This window comes from Halomonas saccharevitans, assembly GCF_032333995.1.
GTDB lineage: Bacteria > Pseudomonadota > Gammaproteobacteria > Pseudomonadales > Halomonadaceae > Halomonas > Halomonas saccharevitans.
Genome location: NZ_JAVXUR010000001.1, coordinates 198,558 through 214,795 on the forward strand (window position 1 = coordinate 198,558; position 16,238 = coordinate 214,795).

The 16,238-nt window shown below is 70.7% G+C and carries 10 protein-coding genes; 3 read left to right on the forward strand and 7 right to left on the reverse strand.

What is annotated here, in order from left to right:
• Positions 1–74 precede the first annotated feature (74 nt).
• From RSO68_RS00905 to xdhA, 5 genes are all read right to left on the reverse strand, one after another.
• Positions 75–1,061, reverse strand: a complete 987-nt coding sequence (locus tag RSO68_RS00905) for a cytochrome-c peroxidase (RefSeq protein ID WP_315585098.1) — start codon at positions 1,059–1,061, stop codon at positions 75–77.
• Positions 1,062–1,229: 168 nt separating this feature from the next.
• A complete protein-coding gene (guaD, locus tag RSO68_RS00910) occupies positions 1,230–2,567 on the reverse strand; it encodes a guanine deaminase (protein WP_390882370.1) in 1,338 nt (445 codons plus the stop codon).
• A 50-nt stretch (positions 2,568–2,617) separates the two neighbouring features.
• A complete protein-coding gene (gene xdhC / locus RSO68_RS00915; RefSeq protein WP_315585099.1) occupies positions 2,618–3,544 on the reverse strand; it encodes a xanthine dehydrogenase accessory protein XdhC in 927 nt (308 codons plus the stop codon).
• Positions 3,541–6,006 (reverse strand): xanthine dehydrogenase molybdopterin binding subunit, encoded by a 2,466-nt coding sequence (xdhB, locus tag RSO68_RS00920; protein ID WP_315585100.1) that lies wholly within the window; start codon positions 6,004–6,006, stop codon positions 3,541–3,543. The genes xdhC and xdhB overlap by 4 nt, the downstream gene beginning before the upstream one ends.
• Positions 5,990–7,480 carry a xanthine dehydrogenase small subunit gene (gene xdhA, locus RSO68_RS00925; RefSeq protein WP_315585101.1) on the reverse strand — a complete coding sequence of 497 codons (1,491 nt, stop codon included), beginning with the start codon at positions 7,478–7,480 and terminating at the stop codon, positions 5,990–5,992. Before xdhA ends, xdhB begins: the two co-directional genes overlap by 17 nt.
• Before the next feature lie 390 nt (positions 7,481–7,870).
• Here xdhA and RSO68_RS00930 point away from each other — a divergent pair, with 390 nt between their 5' ends.
• A complete protein-coding gene (locus tag RSO68_RS00930; RefSeq protein ID WP_315585102.1) occupies positions 7,871–8,554 on the forward strand; it encodes a TetR/AcrR family transcriptional regulator in 684 nt (227 codons plus the stop codon).
• On the opposite strand, the gene RSO68_RS00935 is transcribed toward RSO68_RS00930, so the two are convergent.
• Positions 8,541–9,917: an NCS2 family permease gene (locus tag RSO68_RS00935; protein ID WP_315585103.1), complete on the reverse strand. Its 1,377-nt coding sequence runs from the start codon at positions 9,915–9,917 to the stop codon at positions 8,541–8,543. The genes RSO68_RS00930 and RSO68_RS00935 overlap by 14 nt on opposite strands.
• Before the next feature lie 210 nt (positions 9,918–10,127).
• On the opposite strand from RSO68_RS00935, the gene hrpB reads away from it, so the two are divergent.
• Complete coding sequence (hrpB, locus tag RSO68_RS00940; protein WP_315585104.1) at positions 10,128–12,659, forward strand: ATP-dependent helicase HrpB; 2,532 nt, start codon at positions 10,128–10,130, stop codon at positions 12,657–12,659.
• 54 nt (positions 12,660–12,713) lie between these two features.
• Here hrpB and RSO68_RS00945 read toward each other — a convergent pair whose 3' ends face one another.
• Positions 12,714–15,536, reverse strand: a complete 2,823-nt coding sequence (locus RSO68_RS00945; RefSeq protein ID WP_315585105.1) for an HAD-IC family P-type ATPase — start codon at positions 15,534–15,536, stop codon at positions 12,714–12,716.
• Positions 15,537–15,693: 157 nt separating this feature from the next.
• Between RSO68_RS00945 and RSO68_RS00950 the strand changes: the two genes are divergently transcribed.
• Positions 15,694–16,161 (forward strand): YchJ family protein, encoded by a 468-nt coding sequence (locus RSO68_RS00950; protein WP_315585106.1) that lies wholly within the window; start codon positions 15,694–15,696, stop codon positions 16,159–16,161.
• Positions 16,162–16,238: the final 77 nt, after the last annotated feature.

Genomic DNA, 16,238 nt, shown 5'->3' on the forward strand with positions numbered 1-16,238 from the left:
CGACCTGACGTCCCTGCCTGTCGCTAACGCAAAACCCCGGCCTCGCCGGGGTTTTGCGTGTCGGCCCATCGGGATCAGGGCAGGGCGGGCACCTCGATGTCAGGCATCTCGCCGGTCAGGCTGTGCAGGAAGGCGGTGATGTCGTCGATGGTGGCCTGCTCGAAATCTCGGCCGAGCATCTCCTGGCCCATGATGGCCACGGCCTCCTCGAGGGTCTCGGTGGCGCCGTTGTTCATGTACGGATAGGTCACCGCCACGTTGCGCAGGGTCGGGGTGCGGAAGCGATGGCGATCGCTCTCCTCGCCGGTGACGTCGAAGCGCCCCACGTCGGTGGAGCCCGGCACCTGGATGCGGTGGAACTGGCTGTCGGAGAGATTCGCGCCGCGATGGCAGGCGATGCAGCCGCTGTCCACGAAGGCCACCATGCCGGCTTTCTGCTGTTCGCTCAGGGCCTCGAGATCGCCTCGCAGATAGCGGTCGAAGGGCGAGTCCGGCGTGTTGAGCGTGCGCTGGAAGCTGGCCAGGGCCTCGGCGAGATGATCCGCGCTGATCGGCGCGGGGTCGCCCGGGAAGGCCTCGGCGAAGCGACGCTGGTAGAGCTCGAAGCCCTCCAGGCGAGAGAGCGCACCCTCCAGGTCCATGGCCATCTCTACATCGGCCTGGATCGGGCCCAGGGCCTGGCTTTCCAGGTCGGGCTCGCGCCCGTCCCAGAACTGCGACTCCAGGAAACCGGCGTTGAGCACCGTGGGCGTATTGCGCTTGCCGATCTGGCCATCGTGGCCGGTGGCGCGAGGAATGCGGTCGCTCCAGCCCAGCGCCGGATTATGGCAGGTGGCGCAGCTGATCACGCCGCTGGCGGAGATGCGCGGCTCGAAGAACAGCATGTTGCCGAGCCTGACCTTCTCCTTGGTAAGAGAGTTGTCGGCCGGAATGCTCGGCAGGTGAGGCAGCGGCTCGAAGCGATCGCGGTAGTCGGCGAGGCCGTCGTCGGCGAGGGCGGTGCCGACGAGGCCGAGCGTGGAGCCAAGAGCGATGGCGCTGACCAGCAGGCGCTTGCGCATGAGAAATTCCCTTCCGTTGGTGACTCGGGCACGCCAAAAATGGATTGCACTAATGTAGCTAGTAACGCTCGAGTCCCGCGGCGAATCAACCGCCGCCGCGGTCGGATAAAGGGATGATTGACCTGCATCAAGTCAGGCGTCGATCGGGGGCGGCCAAAGGGCGCGTCGCTAAGGCGCGTCGCGGCGATGTGCTCGGCGCCCGCCGCTCCAGGTCTCGGCCACCGTGCGGTCGTCGCCGAGCATCATCAGCGCGAAGAGCGTCTCGGCGAGACTCTGGCTTCTGGCCGTGCGCCTAGCCATCAGCGGGGTCGCGGCGGGGTCGAGCACCACGAGGTCCGCCTCCATGCCCGGGGCGAGCCTGCCGATGTGGTCGTCCAGGGAGAGCGCCCGGGCGTTGCCGAGCGTCAGCCCGTAGAAGCCCTGCCAGGCGGTGAGCGGCTGGCCGCGCAGCTGGCCGACCTGATAGGCGGTCTTGAGGGTGGCCAGGCCCGAGAGGTCGGTGCCGCCGCCGACATCGCTGGCATAGCTGATGGCAAGGCCGGCCTCCCGGGCGGCGAGGCGGTCGAACAGGCCGCTGCCCAGGAACATGTTCGAGCTCGGGCAGAAGGCCAGGTTGGCGCCCCGCGCCGCCAGTCGACCGCGCATCTCCTGGTCGAGATGGATGCCGTGGGCGAAGGTGCTGCGGGGGCCGACGAGCCCCGACTGCTCGTAGACCTCGAGGTAGTCGCGGCTCTCGGGGAAGAGCTCGGCCACCCAGTCGAGCTCGCCGGTGTTCTCGGCGAGGTGCGTCTGTAGCCACAGGCTCGGGTCGGTGCGCAGAAGCCCCCCGGTGGCATCGAGCTGCGCCCGGGTGGAGGTGGGCGCGAAGCGCGGCGTCAGGCTGTAGCCGAGCCGGTCCCGGCCGTGCCAGTCGGCGATCAGCCGCTCGCTGTCGCGGATGCCGCCCCGGGTGTCGTCGCACAGCGCCTCGGGCGCGTGGCGATCCATCAGCACCTTGCCGGCGAGCATGCGCAGGCCGCGCTCGCGACACTCGGTGAAGAAGGCGTCCACCGAGCCGGGGTGGCTCGAGCAGAACACCTGGGCGGTGGTGGTGCCGACCCGCAGCATCTCGTCGAGAAAGGCCCCCGACTGGGCCCGGGCGTGCTCGGCAACGGCGAAGCGACACTCCTCGGGGAAGGTGTAGTCGTTCAGCCAATCGAGCAGCTGGCGGCCCCAGGAGGCCATGATCTCCAGCTGCACGTAGTGCACGTGGCTGTCGATGAAGCCGGGCACGATCAGCTTGCCGCGATGATCGACGACCTCGATGCCCTCGGGCAGGTCGGGGGCCAGCCGCGCCCAGGCGTCCAGCGCGCGGATGCGGCCGTTCTCGATCCACAGGGCGCCATCCTCGATATGGCGCACGCTCCCCGCGGCGGGCGTATCGCCCTCGCCGGGGTCGGTGTCGAAGCTCAGCAGGTCGGCGCGCAGCACGCGCGCGGTATCAGGGGTCATCACATCGAGGCTCATGTCGTCGGGGCTCGTCTCGGGGGTCGTGACAGGGGGCGTGACGGTCGGCGTCAGGCCGTCGCGTTTGGTTCGTCGCGAAGGGTATCGCTCAGGGCGCCGCGCAGTTCGGCCGGGTCGAGGCCGCGCCGGTCGGGGCGCTCCTCGCCGGCCATCAAGGGCAGCAGCTCGGCGATGGCGGCCAGGGCGATGGCGTAGGGCGTCTTGTCGCCGCCCGTGCCGCCGGCCGCCGTGCCGATGGGGCAGCGGACCGTGGCCAGCGCCGCCTCGTCGTGGCCGGCCTCGCCCACCCGGCGACGAAAGCTCGCCCACTTGCTGCGCGAGCCGATCAGCCCCAGCGAGCCCGTGTCGCCGCGGGCGAGCAGGGCGTCCACCAGGGCGCGGTCCTCGGCGTGATCGTGGGTCAGCACCAGGGCGTGGGCGCCGGCTGGCAGGGCGGCCACGGCCGCGGCGGGGTCTGGCGCCTGGCGACACTCGAGCCTCGGCTCGCCGGCGGCCCAGTCGGGGAAGGCGTCCGCGCGGCTATCGTGCCACAGCACCCGCCACGGCAGCGGGGCGGCCAGGCGCACCAGCGCCTGGCCCACGTGGCCGGCGCCGAAGATGGCGAGCGTCGCGGGGCTGCCCGGGAAGACCTCGAGCAGCACGTTGACGAAGCCGCCGCAGCACTGGCCGCTGCGCCCGCCCAGGGAGAAGGCCTCCAGGCTCATGCCGGCCTCGGTTCTGCCATCGCCCCGGCCCTCGGCGCTGCCATCGACGCCCGCCAGGCGCCGACGGGCGGCTTCGATGGTCTGCCACTCGAAGGTGCCGCCGCCCAGGGTGTCATATACCGCCTCGGCGGTGATCACCATGCGCGCGCCGGGCTCCCGGGGGGTCGAGCCGGCGCTGGTGACCTGGGTTGCCAGCACGTGGGGCAGCCCCTCGCGCTGCAGGCGGTGCAGGGCAGCGTGCCAGGGCTCGGGCCGGATATCCGCGGCGCTCATGCGGGCTCCTCCTGGTCCACTGGCCGTGCCTTGTGGCGGGCGCGCAGCGCCTCGGCGGCCATCAGCACCCGCTCCGGGGTGGCCGGGGTGTCGAGGGCCGGGCTGATGCGATAGTCGGCGAGGCTCGCCAGGGCATCGCGCAGCGCCGACCACACCGAGATGGCCAGCATGAAGGGCGGCTCGCCCACGGCCTTGGAGCGGTAGATGCTGGCCTGGGAGTTGGGATGACCCTGCAGCAGGTCGACGTTGAAGGTCGGCGGCAGGTCGCCGAAAGCCGGGATCTTGTAGGTGGCCGGGCCGTCGGTGACCAGTCGGCCGGCGTCGTTCCAGACCAGTTCCTCGCTGGTCAGCCAGCCCATGCCCTGGATGAAGGCGCCCTCGATCTGGCCGATATCGATGGCCGGGTTCAGGGAGTCACCAACGTCGTGGAGGATGTCGGCGCGGCTGACCCGGTACTCGCCGGAGAGGGTATCCACCTCCACCTCGGCCACCGCGGCGCCATAGGCGTAGTAGTAGAAGGGACGGCCGCGGCCGGTGGCGCGGTCGTAGTGGATCAGCGGGGTGGCGTAGAAGCCCTTCTCGGAGAGCGAGACCCGGCCCATGTAGGCCGCCTGGACCAGCTCGCCCCAGGGAATGCGCCGCTCGGCCTCGCCGATGCCGGCCACCAAGTGACCGTCTTCCAGGCGCATGGCCTCGCGGTCGAGCCCGCCGGCGTCGCGATCGAAGTGGGTGGCGGCGAAGTCGAACAGCCGCTCGCGCAGCTTGGCGGCGGCGTCCCGGGCGGCCTGGCCGTTCAGGTCGGCGCCGCTGGAGGCGGCGGTGGGCGAGGTGTTGGGCACCTTGTCGGTGCGGGTGGCGCTGATGCGCACCCGCTCCAGATCGAGCCCTAGCTCCCGGGCCACCACCTGGCAGACCTTGGTGTGCAGGCCCTGGCCCATCTCGGTGCCGCCGTGATTGATCATCACGCTGCCGTCGGTATAGACGAGCAGCAGCGCCCCGGCCTGGTTCAAGTGCTGAACGGTGAAGGAGATGCCGAACTTCACCGGCGTCAGCGCCAGGCCCTTCTTGATGATCGGGCTTTGGGCATTGAACGCCGTGATCTCGCGGCGGCGCGCCCAGTAGTCGCTGCTTTCCTCGAGCTGGCCGATCAGGTCGTGGAGCAGGGCGAGCTGCTCGACGCGCTGGCCATAGTGGGTGATATCGCGGGTAACGTCGCGTGGCGTGGCGTCCGGGTCGGTGGCGCGATAGAGGTTGCGCTGGCGGATGGTCAGCGGGTCCTCGCCGAGGTGACGGGCGATGTCGTCCATGGCCTGCTCGATGATCATCATGCCCTGGGGGCCGCCGAAGCCGCGAAAGGCGGTGTTGGAAGCCGTGTGGGTCCGAGCGCGCTGCCCGGTGACCCGGGCGGCGCCCAGGGAGTAGGCGTTGTCGGCGTGGAACATGGCGCGATCGACGATGGCGTCGGACAGGTCCGGCGAGTAGCCGCAGTCGCCGATCACCGTGATCTCGCCGCCGGCCAGCACGCCCCGGTCGTCGAAGCCGAGCCGATAGCGGTTGTGGAAGGGATGGCGCTTGCCGGTTGCGCGGGTGTCCTCGGCGCGGGGCAGGCGCAGCTTGGCGGCCCGGCCGGTGCGACGGGCGAGCAGGGCGGCGATGCAGGCCCAGGGCGAGGCCTGGGTCTCCTTGCCGCCGAAGCCGCCGCCCATGCGCCGCATCTCCATGGTCACCGCGTGGAAGGGGATGCCGAGCACCTCGGCGACTAGCTTCTGGGTCTCGCTGGGGTGCTGGTTGGAGGTGTAGACCATCACCCCCTCGTCCTCGGTGGGTTGCGCGAGACACGCCTGGCCCTCCAGGTAGAAGTGCTCCTGGCCACCGACGAACTGCTCGCCCTCCAGCACGTGGGGCGCCGTGCCCAAGGCCTGCTGCCAGTCGCCGCGCTCATGGGTATGGGGCGGGCGCACGAACTCGCCGCGCTCTGCGGCCGCCACCGGATCCAGGCAGGCCGGCTGTTCGTCGATCTCGACCACCGCTGCCTTGACGGCCAGGCGGGCGGCGCGGTGGCTCTCGGCGGCCACGGCGAACAGGCACTGGCCGACGTAGCTGATCTCGTCATCGGCGAACAGCGGGTCGCCGGGGAACACCGGGCCGACGTCGGTATGGCCGGGCACGTCGGCCAGCGCGATCACGTCCACTACCCCGGGCGCGGCGCGGACCTTCTCGAGGTCGAGGCGAGTCAGCTGGCCATGGGCCACCGGCGACAGGCCTATCGCCACGTGCAGGCAGTCCCGCGGGACCGGCAGGTCGTCGATATAGGCGGCGCGACCGGTGACGTGCTTGACGGCGCTCTCGTGGGCGCGGGAGCTGCCGGCGCCCCCCTGGGGGGCGACGGTCTCGCGGGCCAGCGGCGCATCGCCCTGGTTGCGCCGGGAGGTGTCTTGGGCAATGTCAGTTAGCGTACGCATCGAGAGTCACCTTGGTCGCGGAATCGCGGTTGTCGCTGTTGTTGTCGGTCGGGTTGCCCTCGGCCTCTATCATCAGGCGCAGTCGCTCGAGCAGGTTGCCGGCGGCCAGACGACGGTACTCGGCGCTGCCGCGCACGTCGGTCATCGGCGTCAGCTCCTCGGCGAGCGCCGCGCGGGCGGCGGCGAAGGCCTCGGCGTCGGGGGCGCGGCCCTCCAGGGCGGCCTCGGCGGCCGGCGCCCGGCATGGAATCGCCGCCATGCCGCCGAAGGCCAGGTGGACGTCGCGCATCACACCCTCCTCCAGGCGCCAGGCGAAGGCGGCCAGTACCGCCGAGATGTCGTCCTCGCGCCGCTTGGAGAGCTTCCAGACCTTGAGGTGGTGCCCGGCGGTAGGCCGTGGCAGGAAGATCGCGGCGATGAACTCGTCCTCGGCCAGCGCCGTGCGCTTGTAGTCGAGGAAGAACTCCGCCAGGGGCAGCTCGCGCTCTCCCCGCGGGCCGTCCAGACGCAGCCGGGCGTCGAGGGCCAGCAGCACCGGCGGGGTGTCGCCGATCGGCGAGGCGTTGGCGATGTTGCCGCCCAGGGTTGCGCGGTGGCGGATCTGCGAGGAGGCGAAGCGGTGCATCAGGTGCTCGAAGGCCGGGTAGGGCTCGGCCAGCACTGGCATGAGTCGGGCGAGCGTCACCGCACCGCCGATCCACCAGCCCGCCTCCACCTCCTCGATGGCGTTGAGCTCGGCGACCCGGCGCACGTCGATGAGCTCATCGAGCGCCTTGAGCTGCTGAGTGGTCTCGAGCCACAGGTCGGTGGCGCCGGCCAACAGCCGGGCGTGGGGCCGCTCGGCCTTGAGGGCGCGCAGCGCGGCGAGATCCCGGGGCGCCACGTAGTGGCTGGCGTCGGCGGTGGCGATCTGGCCGTCGGCGGGATGGCCAAGCTCTGCGTTGGTGATCCAGGCGGGATCGACCGCCGGATAGTCGCCCATGGCCAGCGCCGCGTCGCGGATTGGCCGGTAGCCCGTGCAGCGGCAGAGGTTGCCGCCGAGCGCCGCTTCGAGGCGTTCCTGGGTCAGCGGGGGCGGGGGCTCTTCATCACTCCGGCGCTGCTGCTCATAGAGGGTAAACAGCGACATCACGATGCCCGGCGTGCAGAAGCCGCACTGGCTGGCGTGGCAGTCGACCATGGCCGCCTGGGCGGGGTGCAGCCGCTCGCCTTCGGCCAGGCCCTCGACGGTCACCAGGTGGCAGCCCTCGAGCTGGTGGGCCGGGGTGATACAGGCGTTGGCGTTGTGATAGACGAGCTCGCCTGAAGCGTCCGGCTCGCCGATGGCCACGGTACAGGCCCCGCAGTCGCCGGAGGCGCAGCCCTCCTTGGTGCCGGTCTGACCCAGGGTCGTGCGCAGCAGTTCGAGCACGCTCTCGTCGGCGCGCACGTCGGCACAGCGCTGGCGCCTGCCATTGAGGTGGAAGTCGATCATGGTCGGCTCCGTTTGTGGTTGTAGTGGCCGAAGCATCAGGGAATACCTTGATTCTTGACCATATGGTCAGCTTTGGCAAGCCGTGACGTTTTTTTCTTTTCGAAGGCCAGTCCCGGGGTGCCGGACCATCGAGGAGGCGCTGTGAACCCGTTCCTGGGCGCTACCGACGCCCTGCGGCGCTCAGGCATCCTGCTCCGTCTTGCAGGACCGGTGCTGGCCATCCATGGCCAGCCCGTTCGGAGCAGTGCTCCTCACCCCTGGCCTAGGACCTCCTCGTCGACTTGCCTTCGCTCTTTCTCCGTTGACGGTATTCCATGCCGAATTGCCTTGTGGGGCGCCTCTCAGGCAAGCTCTGGGCCGAAACGTCCGTGTCGACAGCAGCGAGGGCCTATGGCCAAGGCAGAACACCCCAGCGAGCAGGAAGGCGGCGCCATCCGCCGGCGCAACGAGCAGGCGATCCTGGCGGCCGCGGAGCGGGTCTTCGCCCGGCACGGCTATCGGGGGGCGAGCCTCCAGGCGATCGCCGAGGAGGCGGGCCTGCCGAAGTCCAACGTCCTCTACTACATGGGCAGCAAGCGTGAGCTCTACGTTCGCCTGCTCGAGCGGATGATGGAGCGCTGGAACGTGATGCTCGATGACATCTCCGCGGAGGACGATCCGGCCGAGGTGCTCTCCGCCTTCATCCGCTCCAAGATGCAGATGTCGCGCCGTCACCCCGAGGGCTCGCGGCTGTTCGCCAGCGAGATCCTCGGCGGGGCGCCCTTCCTGCAGGAGTACCTGAGCGGTGAGCTGCGCGACTGGGTGCAGAGCCGCGCCGCGGTGTTTCGCGAGTGGGCCGACCGGGGCCTGATGGACCCGGTCGACCCGGTCTGGCTGATCTTCTTGATCTGGTCCTCCACCCAGCACTACGCCGACTTCGAGGCCCAGGTGCTGGGCATCACCGGCCGTGAGGCGCTCGACGACGATGATCTCGAGCACATCACCGAGTTCCTGACCCGGGTGGTGATCAAGGGCTGCGGGGTGAAGCACCCCGCGGCCCGCGGCGAGGAGCCGGTGCCCCTCACTGGGCGGTGAGCAGCATCAGCACCGAGAGGGCCGCGGAGACCCACATCGCCGGCTTGATCTCGCCGATCCGCCCGGTCAGGGCCTTGATCAGTACGAAGCTCATGAAGCCGAAGGCGATGCCGAGGGTGATCGAGTAGGTCAGCGGCATCAGGATGATGGCCAGGAAGGCCGGCAGGGCCTGATCGAAATGGGCCCAGTCGATCTTGGCAATGGGCGCCATCATGAACAGCCCCACCAGCACCAGGGCCGGGGCGGTGGCGACGCCGGGCACCAGCGACAGCAGCGGCGACAGGAACAGGAAGGGCAGGAAGAGCAGGGCGATGACCACGGCCACGAGGCCCGTGCGTCCGCCCTGGGCCACGCCCGCGCCGGATTCGATGAAGGTCTGGGCGGCGCTGGTGCCGAGCGGCGCGGCGATCATCGAGGCGAAGGCATCCACCGTCATCGAGCGCTTGAGGTTGCGCGGGTTGCCGTCCTTGTCCTTCAGATCCGCCGACTCCGACAGCGCCATGAAGCAGGAGAGCGCATCGAAGAAGTTGGTGAACAGCATCACGAAGATGAACGGCAGGTAGGCCACCTTCAGGGCACCGAGGATGTCGACCTGCATCACGGCGCTGAAGTCGGGCCAGGCGGCCAGGCCGTTCCAGGCCACCATCACCTCGTCGCCCCACAGCCGGCCCATGGGGACGGCCAGCAGGGTGGTCAGGGCGATGCCCATGATCAGGGCGCCGTTGAAGCGCAGGATCACGAACACCCCGGTGGCCACCAGGCCGAAGAAGAAGGTCGCGAGGCTCGCGTCCATGTTGCCCAGGGTGACCAGGGTGGCGTCGCTGCCGACGATGAAGCCGGCGTTCTGCAACCCGATGAAGGTGATGAAGAGCCCGATGCCGCAGGTGATGGCGTAGCGCAACGACAGCGGGATAGCCTCGATGATGGCGCGGCGCACGTTGAACATCGCCAGCACCGCGAACATCACCCCGGACCAGAAGACGCAGCCCAGCGCCACCTCCCAGGTCAGGCCCGCGCCTAGCACCAGGGTATAGGTGAAGAGCGCGTTCATGCCCATGCCCGGCGCCACCAGGATGGGGTTACGGGCATAGAGGCCCATGGCCAGGCTGCTCATGAAGCTGATCAGTACCGTGGCCGACAGCGCCGCGGTGAAGGGAATGCCGGCGTCACTGAGCACGGCCGGGTTGACCACGATGATGTACATGCCGGCCAGGAAGGTGGCGATCCCGGCCAGGATCTCGGTCTTCAGCGTCGAGCCGCGGCGGCTGACGCCAAACCAGCGGTCGAGCAGCGGCAGCCCGTCGCTTTGAGATGAGGCCGAGTGAGGGCGCCCATCGGCGCGGGTCGTGGAGGTCTGTTGCATACCGAAACCTATTGTTGTTGTGGTCGGGGACTCGAAACTGACACTTCCTGACCTATCGGTCAAGTTGCGAGAAGCAAGGCTAGTGCCGGACGCGATCGCCGGCAAGCCGGCCGCACGAATCGACGTTCAACGACGCTTGCCCCGCGTGAGGCCAGAGGCCCTGGGGCCTGGGCTAACGACTCAAGTGAACGAACCAACCAGAGTGAACGAATGAACAGCGTTGACGACCCTTCCCCGGCCGCCCTGCCCATCGACTCCCGGCTGGACGAGATCCGGGCCGCCCTGGCGGCTCAATCCCGGGCGCTGCTGGTCGCCGAGCCCGGCGCCGGCAAGACCACCCGGGTGCCGCTGGCGCTGCTGGACACCGACTGGTGCCGTGACGGGCGGCTCTTGCTGCTGGAGCCGCGGCGGGTGGCGGCGCGGCTGGCGGCCGGCTTCATGGCCGAATCGCTGGGCGAGCGGGTCGGTGAGACGGTGGGCTACCGGATGCGCGGCGAGAGCCGGGTGGGGCCGAGCACTCGCCTCGAGGTAGTCACCCAGGGCGTGCTGACCCGGATGCTCCAGGAGGATCCCATGCTCGAGGGCGTCTCGGGCGTGATCTTCGACGAGTTCCACGAGCGCAGCCTGGAGGCCGACCTGGGACTCGCCCTGACCCTCGATGCCCAGCAGGGTCTGCGCGACGACCTGCGCCTGCTGGTGATGTCGGCGACCCTGGACGTCGACGCCCTGCTGGGCGTGCTCGGCGAGGCCACCCCGGTGATCGACTGCCCGGGGCGCAGCTTTCCCGTCGAGACCCGCCATCGTCCGCTGCGCCCGCGCGAGGACGCCGCGCGCCAGCAGGCAGCGTCGCTCCTTGAATCACTGGACGAGACGCCCTCGGGTGAAGCAGGGACGGGCGACGCCTTGGTGATCCTGCCCGGCGTAGGGGAGATCCGCCGCCTGGCCCGGGAGCTCGGGGCCCGGGCGCCGGCGCTCGCCATCATGGAGCTGCACGGTCGCCTGCCGATCGAGGCCCAGCGGCGCGCCCTGCGACCGCATCCCGAGGGGCGCCGGCGGGTGGTGCTGGCCACCGCCATCGCCGAGTCGAGCGTCACCGTGGACGGCGTGCGTCTGGTGATCGACGCCGGCCAGGAGCGGGTGCCGGTCTTCCAGCCGCGCACCGGGTTGACTCGGCTGGAGACGCGCCGCGTCAACCGGGCCAGCGCCGACCAGCGCCGCGGCCGCGCCGGCCGCCAGGGCCCGGGCCGTTGCGTACGGCTGTGGGCCGAGGAGCAACCGCTGATCCCCCACGGCGAGCCGGAGATCCGCCAGGCGGACCTCGCACCGCTGGCCTTCGAGCTGGCGCGCTGGGGCATCACCGAGCCGGGCGAGCTCGCCTGGGTGACGCCGCCGCCTGCCGGGGCGCTCTCGGCCGGGCGGGCGCTGCTCACGCGACTCGGCGTGCTGGACGCCGCCTGTCATCTCACCGCGCTGGGCCGCGCCTGCGTGCGCTGGCCGACCCATCCGCGCCTCGCCGTGATGCTGGAGCGCGCGGCCGAGCTCGAGGCCCGGCCGCTCGCCTGTGCCCTGGTGGCCGCCCTGGAGGGTCGCGACCTCGATCAGGAGCGCGACCTGGAGCGGGCGCTGGCCACCCGGCTGGCCGCGCCGAAGGAACATCGCCAGTGGCATCAGGAGGCCCGGCGTCTGGCGCGCATCGCCGGCGTCGATCTCTCTAAGACGGGAGGGGGTGCGATCCGCCTGGCGCCGCTGGGTGAGCTCTTGGCGCTGGCCTACCCGGAGCGTATCGGGCAGCGCCTCGAACCCGGGCGCTTTCGCCTGGCGGGCGGGACGCTGGCGACCCTGCCCGAGGCGCATCCGCTGGCCCATGCGCCGCTGCTGGTGGCCGCCGAACTCGACGGCGAGGCGAGCGGCGCGCGCATCTTCCGCGCCGTGGCGCTGGCGCCCGAGCGGCTGGAGGCGCTCTACCCGCAGACCCGCGAGTGGCGGGCGAGCCTCGAGTGGTCCGACGCCCAGGGCCGGATGCTCGGCGAGCAGGTGAGGGGGCTCGATGCCGTGGTGCTCGAGCGTCGGCCGCTTCACCGCCTGCCACCGGAAGCGGTGCGTGCCGCGCTGCTGGCGGCCCTGCGGCGCCGCGAGCGGCTGCCTTTTGGTGAGGAAGCCGAGCAGCTGCGCGGTCGAGTGGCGCTGCTGCGCCGTACGCTGAATCGCGACGAGGACGATGAGGGGGGAAGGGAAGGGGAAGAGGCGTGGCCGGACTGGTCGATGTCGGCCCTGCTCGAGACCCTGGAGGCGTGGCTAGGGCCCTATCTCGACGGCGTGAGCCGCCTCGAGGCGGTGGAGAAGCTGCCGCTTTCGCGCATTCTCACGGATTCGCTGGCCTGGCCGCTGCGCGCGCGCCTCGACGAGTTGGCGCCGCCGCGCCTGGCGGTGCCCAGCGGCGCGAGTCATCGGCTGGACTACAGGCCGTGCCTGGAAGGCAAGCCGCCGGTGCTGGCGGTCAAGCTGCAGGAGTGCTTCGGCTGGCAGGGCTCGCCGCGGGTCGCCGACGGGCGCGAGCCGGTGCTTTTGCACCTGCTCTCGCCGGCGCGTCGGCCGCTGCAGGTCACCGCCGACCTCGAAAGCTTCTGGGCCAACGGCTACCCGGAGGTGCGTCGCGAGATGCGCGGTCGCTACCCCAAGCACCCCTGGCCCGAGGATCCGCTGGCCGCCGAGGCGACCGCCCGCACCAAGCGGCGCGGCTGAGCCCGGTGCAAGCGACTGAGCCCGACGCAAGCGACTGAGCCCGGCGCAAGTGCCTCAGCGTGCCTCGGCGTGCTCGTCTTTTCGTTCGTCTTTCTGTTCGTCTATGCGAGCTGTTTCGTCGCCCGGATGACCGCGATCATCAAAGGCCTTGCGCTCGCCACGCCGGCGATGCAGGCGGCGCCGTGCCCCCTTCTCCAGCTCCACCGAAAGGAAGATCGCCACGGCGACGGCGAGGATCGCCAGCCAGTGGTCGAGCCCCAGGGCGGCGCTGCCGAATATCCGCTGCATGATCGGCAGGTAGGTCCAGCCGAGCTGCAGGGCCATCACCAGGGCGATGGCGATCCATACCGGGCGGCTGCCGAAGAGCCCCTGGAGGGAGAGGCTGCTGCGGTGCATGAAGCGGCTGTTGATCAGGTAGGCCGCGCAGCCGGTGATCAGCATGTTGACGGCCGCGGCGCGGGCCAGCTCGAGGCTCGTGCCCTGGCCGTTGAAGAGCCACGAGAAGATCCCGAACACCCCGAGCAGCAGCAGCACCGAGACGAACACCACCCGCCACAGCAGGAAGAGGTCGAGCAGCGGGGCGCTCGGGTCGCGGGGGCGCCGGCGCATCAGGTCGCGCTCGCCGGACTCGAAGGCCAGGGCGAGGCCCAGGGTCACCGCGACCACCATGTTGACCCACAGCGCCTGCAGCGGGGTAACCGGCAGCACGCTACCGGCCAGTACGGCGATCAGGATGGCCAGGCCCTGGGCGCCGTTGGTGGGCAGCAGGAAGGTGATGGTCTTGCGGATGTTGTCGTAGACCTTACGGCCCTCGCGGATGGCGCCGACGATGGTGGCGAAGTTGTCGTCGGCCAGCACCATCTCGGCGGCCTCCTTGGCCGCCTCGGTGCCCTGGATGCCCATGGCCACGCCCACGTCGGCGCGCTTGAGCGCCGGGCCGTCGTTGACGCCGTCGCCGGTCATGGCGCAAACGCCGCCCCGGGCCTGCATGGCGGTGACCAGGCGCAACTTGTGTTCGGGGGAGGCGCGTGCATAGACGTCGACATCGAGGATGACCTCTTCGAGCTCGGCGTCGGACATCGCCTCGATCTCCCGCCCGGAGATCGCCCGCTCGGTGTGCAGGAAGCCGAGCTGGCGGGCGATGGCCTGGGCGGTGACGGCATGATCGCCGGTCACCATCACCGGGCGGATGCCGGCGGCGAGACAGTCCTTCACCGCGGCCACGGCCTCGTCCCGGGGCGGGTCCTGCAGCCCCACCAGCCCCAGCAGCACCAGGCCGTCCTCGGCATGTTCGTCGGCCAGCTCGTTGACGCCCTCGGCCCGCTTCTCGGCCAGGGCCAGCACGCGAAGTCCCTGGGCCGACAGCGCGTGGAGATGCGCCTGCCACTCGGCGGGGTCCAGCGCGACGTCCCCGGCCGCGCTGCGCACCCGCTGGCAGCGCTCCAGCAGGCGGTCCGGGGCGCCTTTGACCAGCAGCCACGGCTCGCCGTCCATTTCGTGGAGGGTGGCCATGTACTGGCGCTCGGACTCGAAGGGGATGGCGTCATGGCGGGCGTGATGGCCGCGCAGTTCGCGGGCCTCGAGGCCGGCCTTGGCGGCGGCCACCACCAGCGCGCCCTCGGTGGGGTCGCCGTGGATGCGCCAACGGCCCTCGTCCCGGGCGAGCTCGGCGTCGTTGCACAGCACGCCGACCTTGAGGAAGTGGCGCAGCGCCGGGGCGTCGTCGAGGCCGAGGGGGGCATCGAGCGCCTCGCCGTCGCACACCCGGTGGAACGCGCCCTCGGGGGCGAAGCCGGTCCCCTCTAAGCGGAACTCGCCCTCGGGCAGGCGGATCGCCCGGGCGGTCATCTCGTTGCGGGTCAGGGTGCCGGTCTTGTCGGAGAAGATGGTGGAGATCGAGCCCAGGGTCTCCACCGCGGGCAGGCGGCGGATGATGGCGTTCTGTCGCGCCATGGCCTGCACGCCGAGCGCCAGGCCGATGGTGACGATCGCCGGCATGCCCTCGGGGATGGCGGCCACGGCCAGCCCCACCGCGGCCATGAACATGTCGCCGAGGGGCTCGTCATGCACCAGCACCCCGAAGGCCGCTGTCAGCATCGCCATCACCGTGATGATCAGCGCCAGCACGCGCCCGGCCCGGTCGAGCTGGCGCAGCAGTGGCGTCCTCAGCGTCTCGACCCCGCGCAGCAGCTCGGAGATGCGCCCGATCTCGGTGCGCTCGCCGGTCGCCACCACTAGCCCCTGGGCACTGCCCTGGACCACCAGGGTGCCGGCATAGGCCATCGAGCTGCGCTCGGCCAGCTCGCTCTGGGCGTCCACCGCGCCGATTGCCTTGTCCACCGGGGTGGACTCCCCGGTCAGCGCCGCCTCCTCGTCGCGTAGCCGCTTGGCCTCGAGCAGGCGCAGGTCGGCGGGTACCCGGTCGCCGCTCTCCAGCAGCACGACGTCGCCGGGCACCAGCGCTTCGGCATCGACCTCATGGCGTCGGCCGTCGCGCAGCACCTGGGCGCGCGGCGAGAGCATGTTGCGGATGCTGTCCAGCGCCTGCTCGGCCTTGCCCTCCTGGAAGAAGCCGATCAGCGCGATGATCAGCACCACCCCGGCGATGGCGACGGCGTCCAGTGCATGGCCAAGCCCCAGGCTCGCCACCGCGGCGACCAGCAGGATCAGCATCAGCAGGTTGTTGAACTGGGCCAGCAGGCGCCGCCAGGCGGGCCGTCCCTGGCCTTGCTGGAGCAGGTTTGGCCCGTGTTGCGCCAGGCGCTCGCGGGCGTCGTCTTCCGAGAGCCCATCCTGGGCGGCGTCGAGCTCCGCCAGCGCCTCCTCGGGCGATAGGGCATGCCAGTGGCGGTCGTGGGCGGGTGCGTGGCGGGTCATCCCTGTCCTCCTTGTGTCGCGTGAGGGTGGTACCCTGACAGGTGTACCACACTCTATGCTGCAGTGCGGTAATCCAGGTCATGGTTCATGGGGGGCGCGGGGGCGGGAACCGCGTCTCGCGAGATGGCACAATAGCGACTTTTTCGGGAGACCCGCCATGACCGCCGCCACGCCCCCCGATCAGGCCTGCCCCTGCAGCAGCCAACGGCCTCTTTGCGAGTGCTGCGGCCGCTATCACCAGGGCGAGGCGGCGCCGAGCCCCGAGGCGCTGATGCGCTCGCGCTACAGCGCCTTCGCCCTCGACCTCACTGACTACCTGCGCGAGACATGGCATTCGAGCAGCCGCCCGGCGAGCCTGCCGGCCGACGACGCCACCCGCTGGCGGCGCCTGGAGATCCTCGACCACGACGAGCAGGGCGATCACGGTCGGGTGCACTTTCGCGCCACCTTCCAGGAAGGGCGGCGCTGGGGCGTCCTGGTGGAGGCGTCGCGTTTCGTGCTTGAAGACGGACGCTGGCGCTATCTCGACGGCGAGCCCTCGGTGACGCGTCTCAAGCCCGGCCGCAATGAGGCCTGCCCCTGCGGCAGCGGGCGCAAGTTCAAGGCCTGCTGCGGCCTGGGTTGAACGCGACGCTCTTTACGACAGGCGTTGCGCTGCGGCGCGACTGGCCGCCGGGCGGGGCAGCCCTTACACTGCCCGGT

Excerpts from the sequence above, each read along its gene's own strand:
- xdhB (WP_315585100.1), bottom strand. The coding sequence starts at position 6,006 with ATGCGTACGCTAACTGACATTGCCCAAGACACCTCCCGGCGCAACCAG.
- xdhA (WP_315585101.1), bottom strand. The coding sequence starts at position 7,480 with ATGATCGACTTCCACCTCAATGGCAGGCGCCAGCGCTGTGCCGACGTG.
- RSO68_RS00945 (WP_315585105.1), bottom strand. The coding sequence starts at position 15,536 with ATGACCCGCCACGCACCCGCCCACGACCGCCACTGGCATGCCCTATCG.
- RSO68_RS00930 (WP_315585102.1), top strand. The coding sequence starts at position 7,871 with ATGGCCAAGGCAGAACACCCCAGCGAGCAGGAAGGCGGCGCCATCCGC.
- guaD (WP_390882370.1), bottom strand. The coding sequence starts at position 2,567 with ATGAGCCTCGATGTGATGACCCCTGATACCGCGCGCGTGCTGCGCGCC.
- RSO68_RS00935 (WP_315585103.1), bottom strand. The coding sequence starts at position 9,917 with ATGCAACAGACCTCCACGACCCGCGCCGATGGGCGCCCTCACTCGGCC.
- hrpB (WP_315585104.1), top strand. The coding sequence starts at position 10,128 with ATGAACAGCGTTGACGACCCTTCCCCGGCCGCCCTGCCCATCGACTCC.
- RSO68_RS00905 (WP_315585098.1), bottom strand. The coding sequence starts at position 1,061 with ATGCGCAAGCGCCTGCTGGTCAGCGCCATCGCTCTTGGCTCCACGCTC.
- RSO68_RS00950 (WP_315585106.1), top strand. The coding sequence starts at position 15,694 with ATGACCGCCGCCACGCCCCCCGATCAGGCCTGCCCCTGCAGCAGCCAA.
- xdhC (WP_315585099.1), bottom strand. The coding sequence starts at position 3,544 with ATGAGCGCCGCGGATATCCGGCCCGAGCCCTGGCACGCTGCCCTGCAC.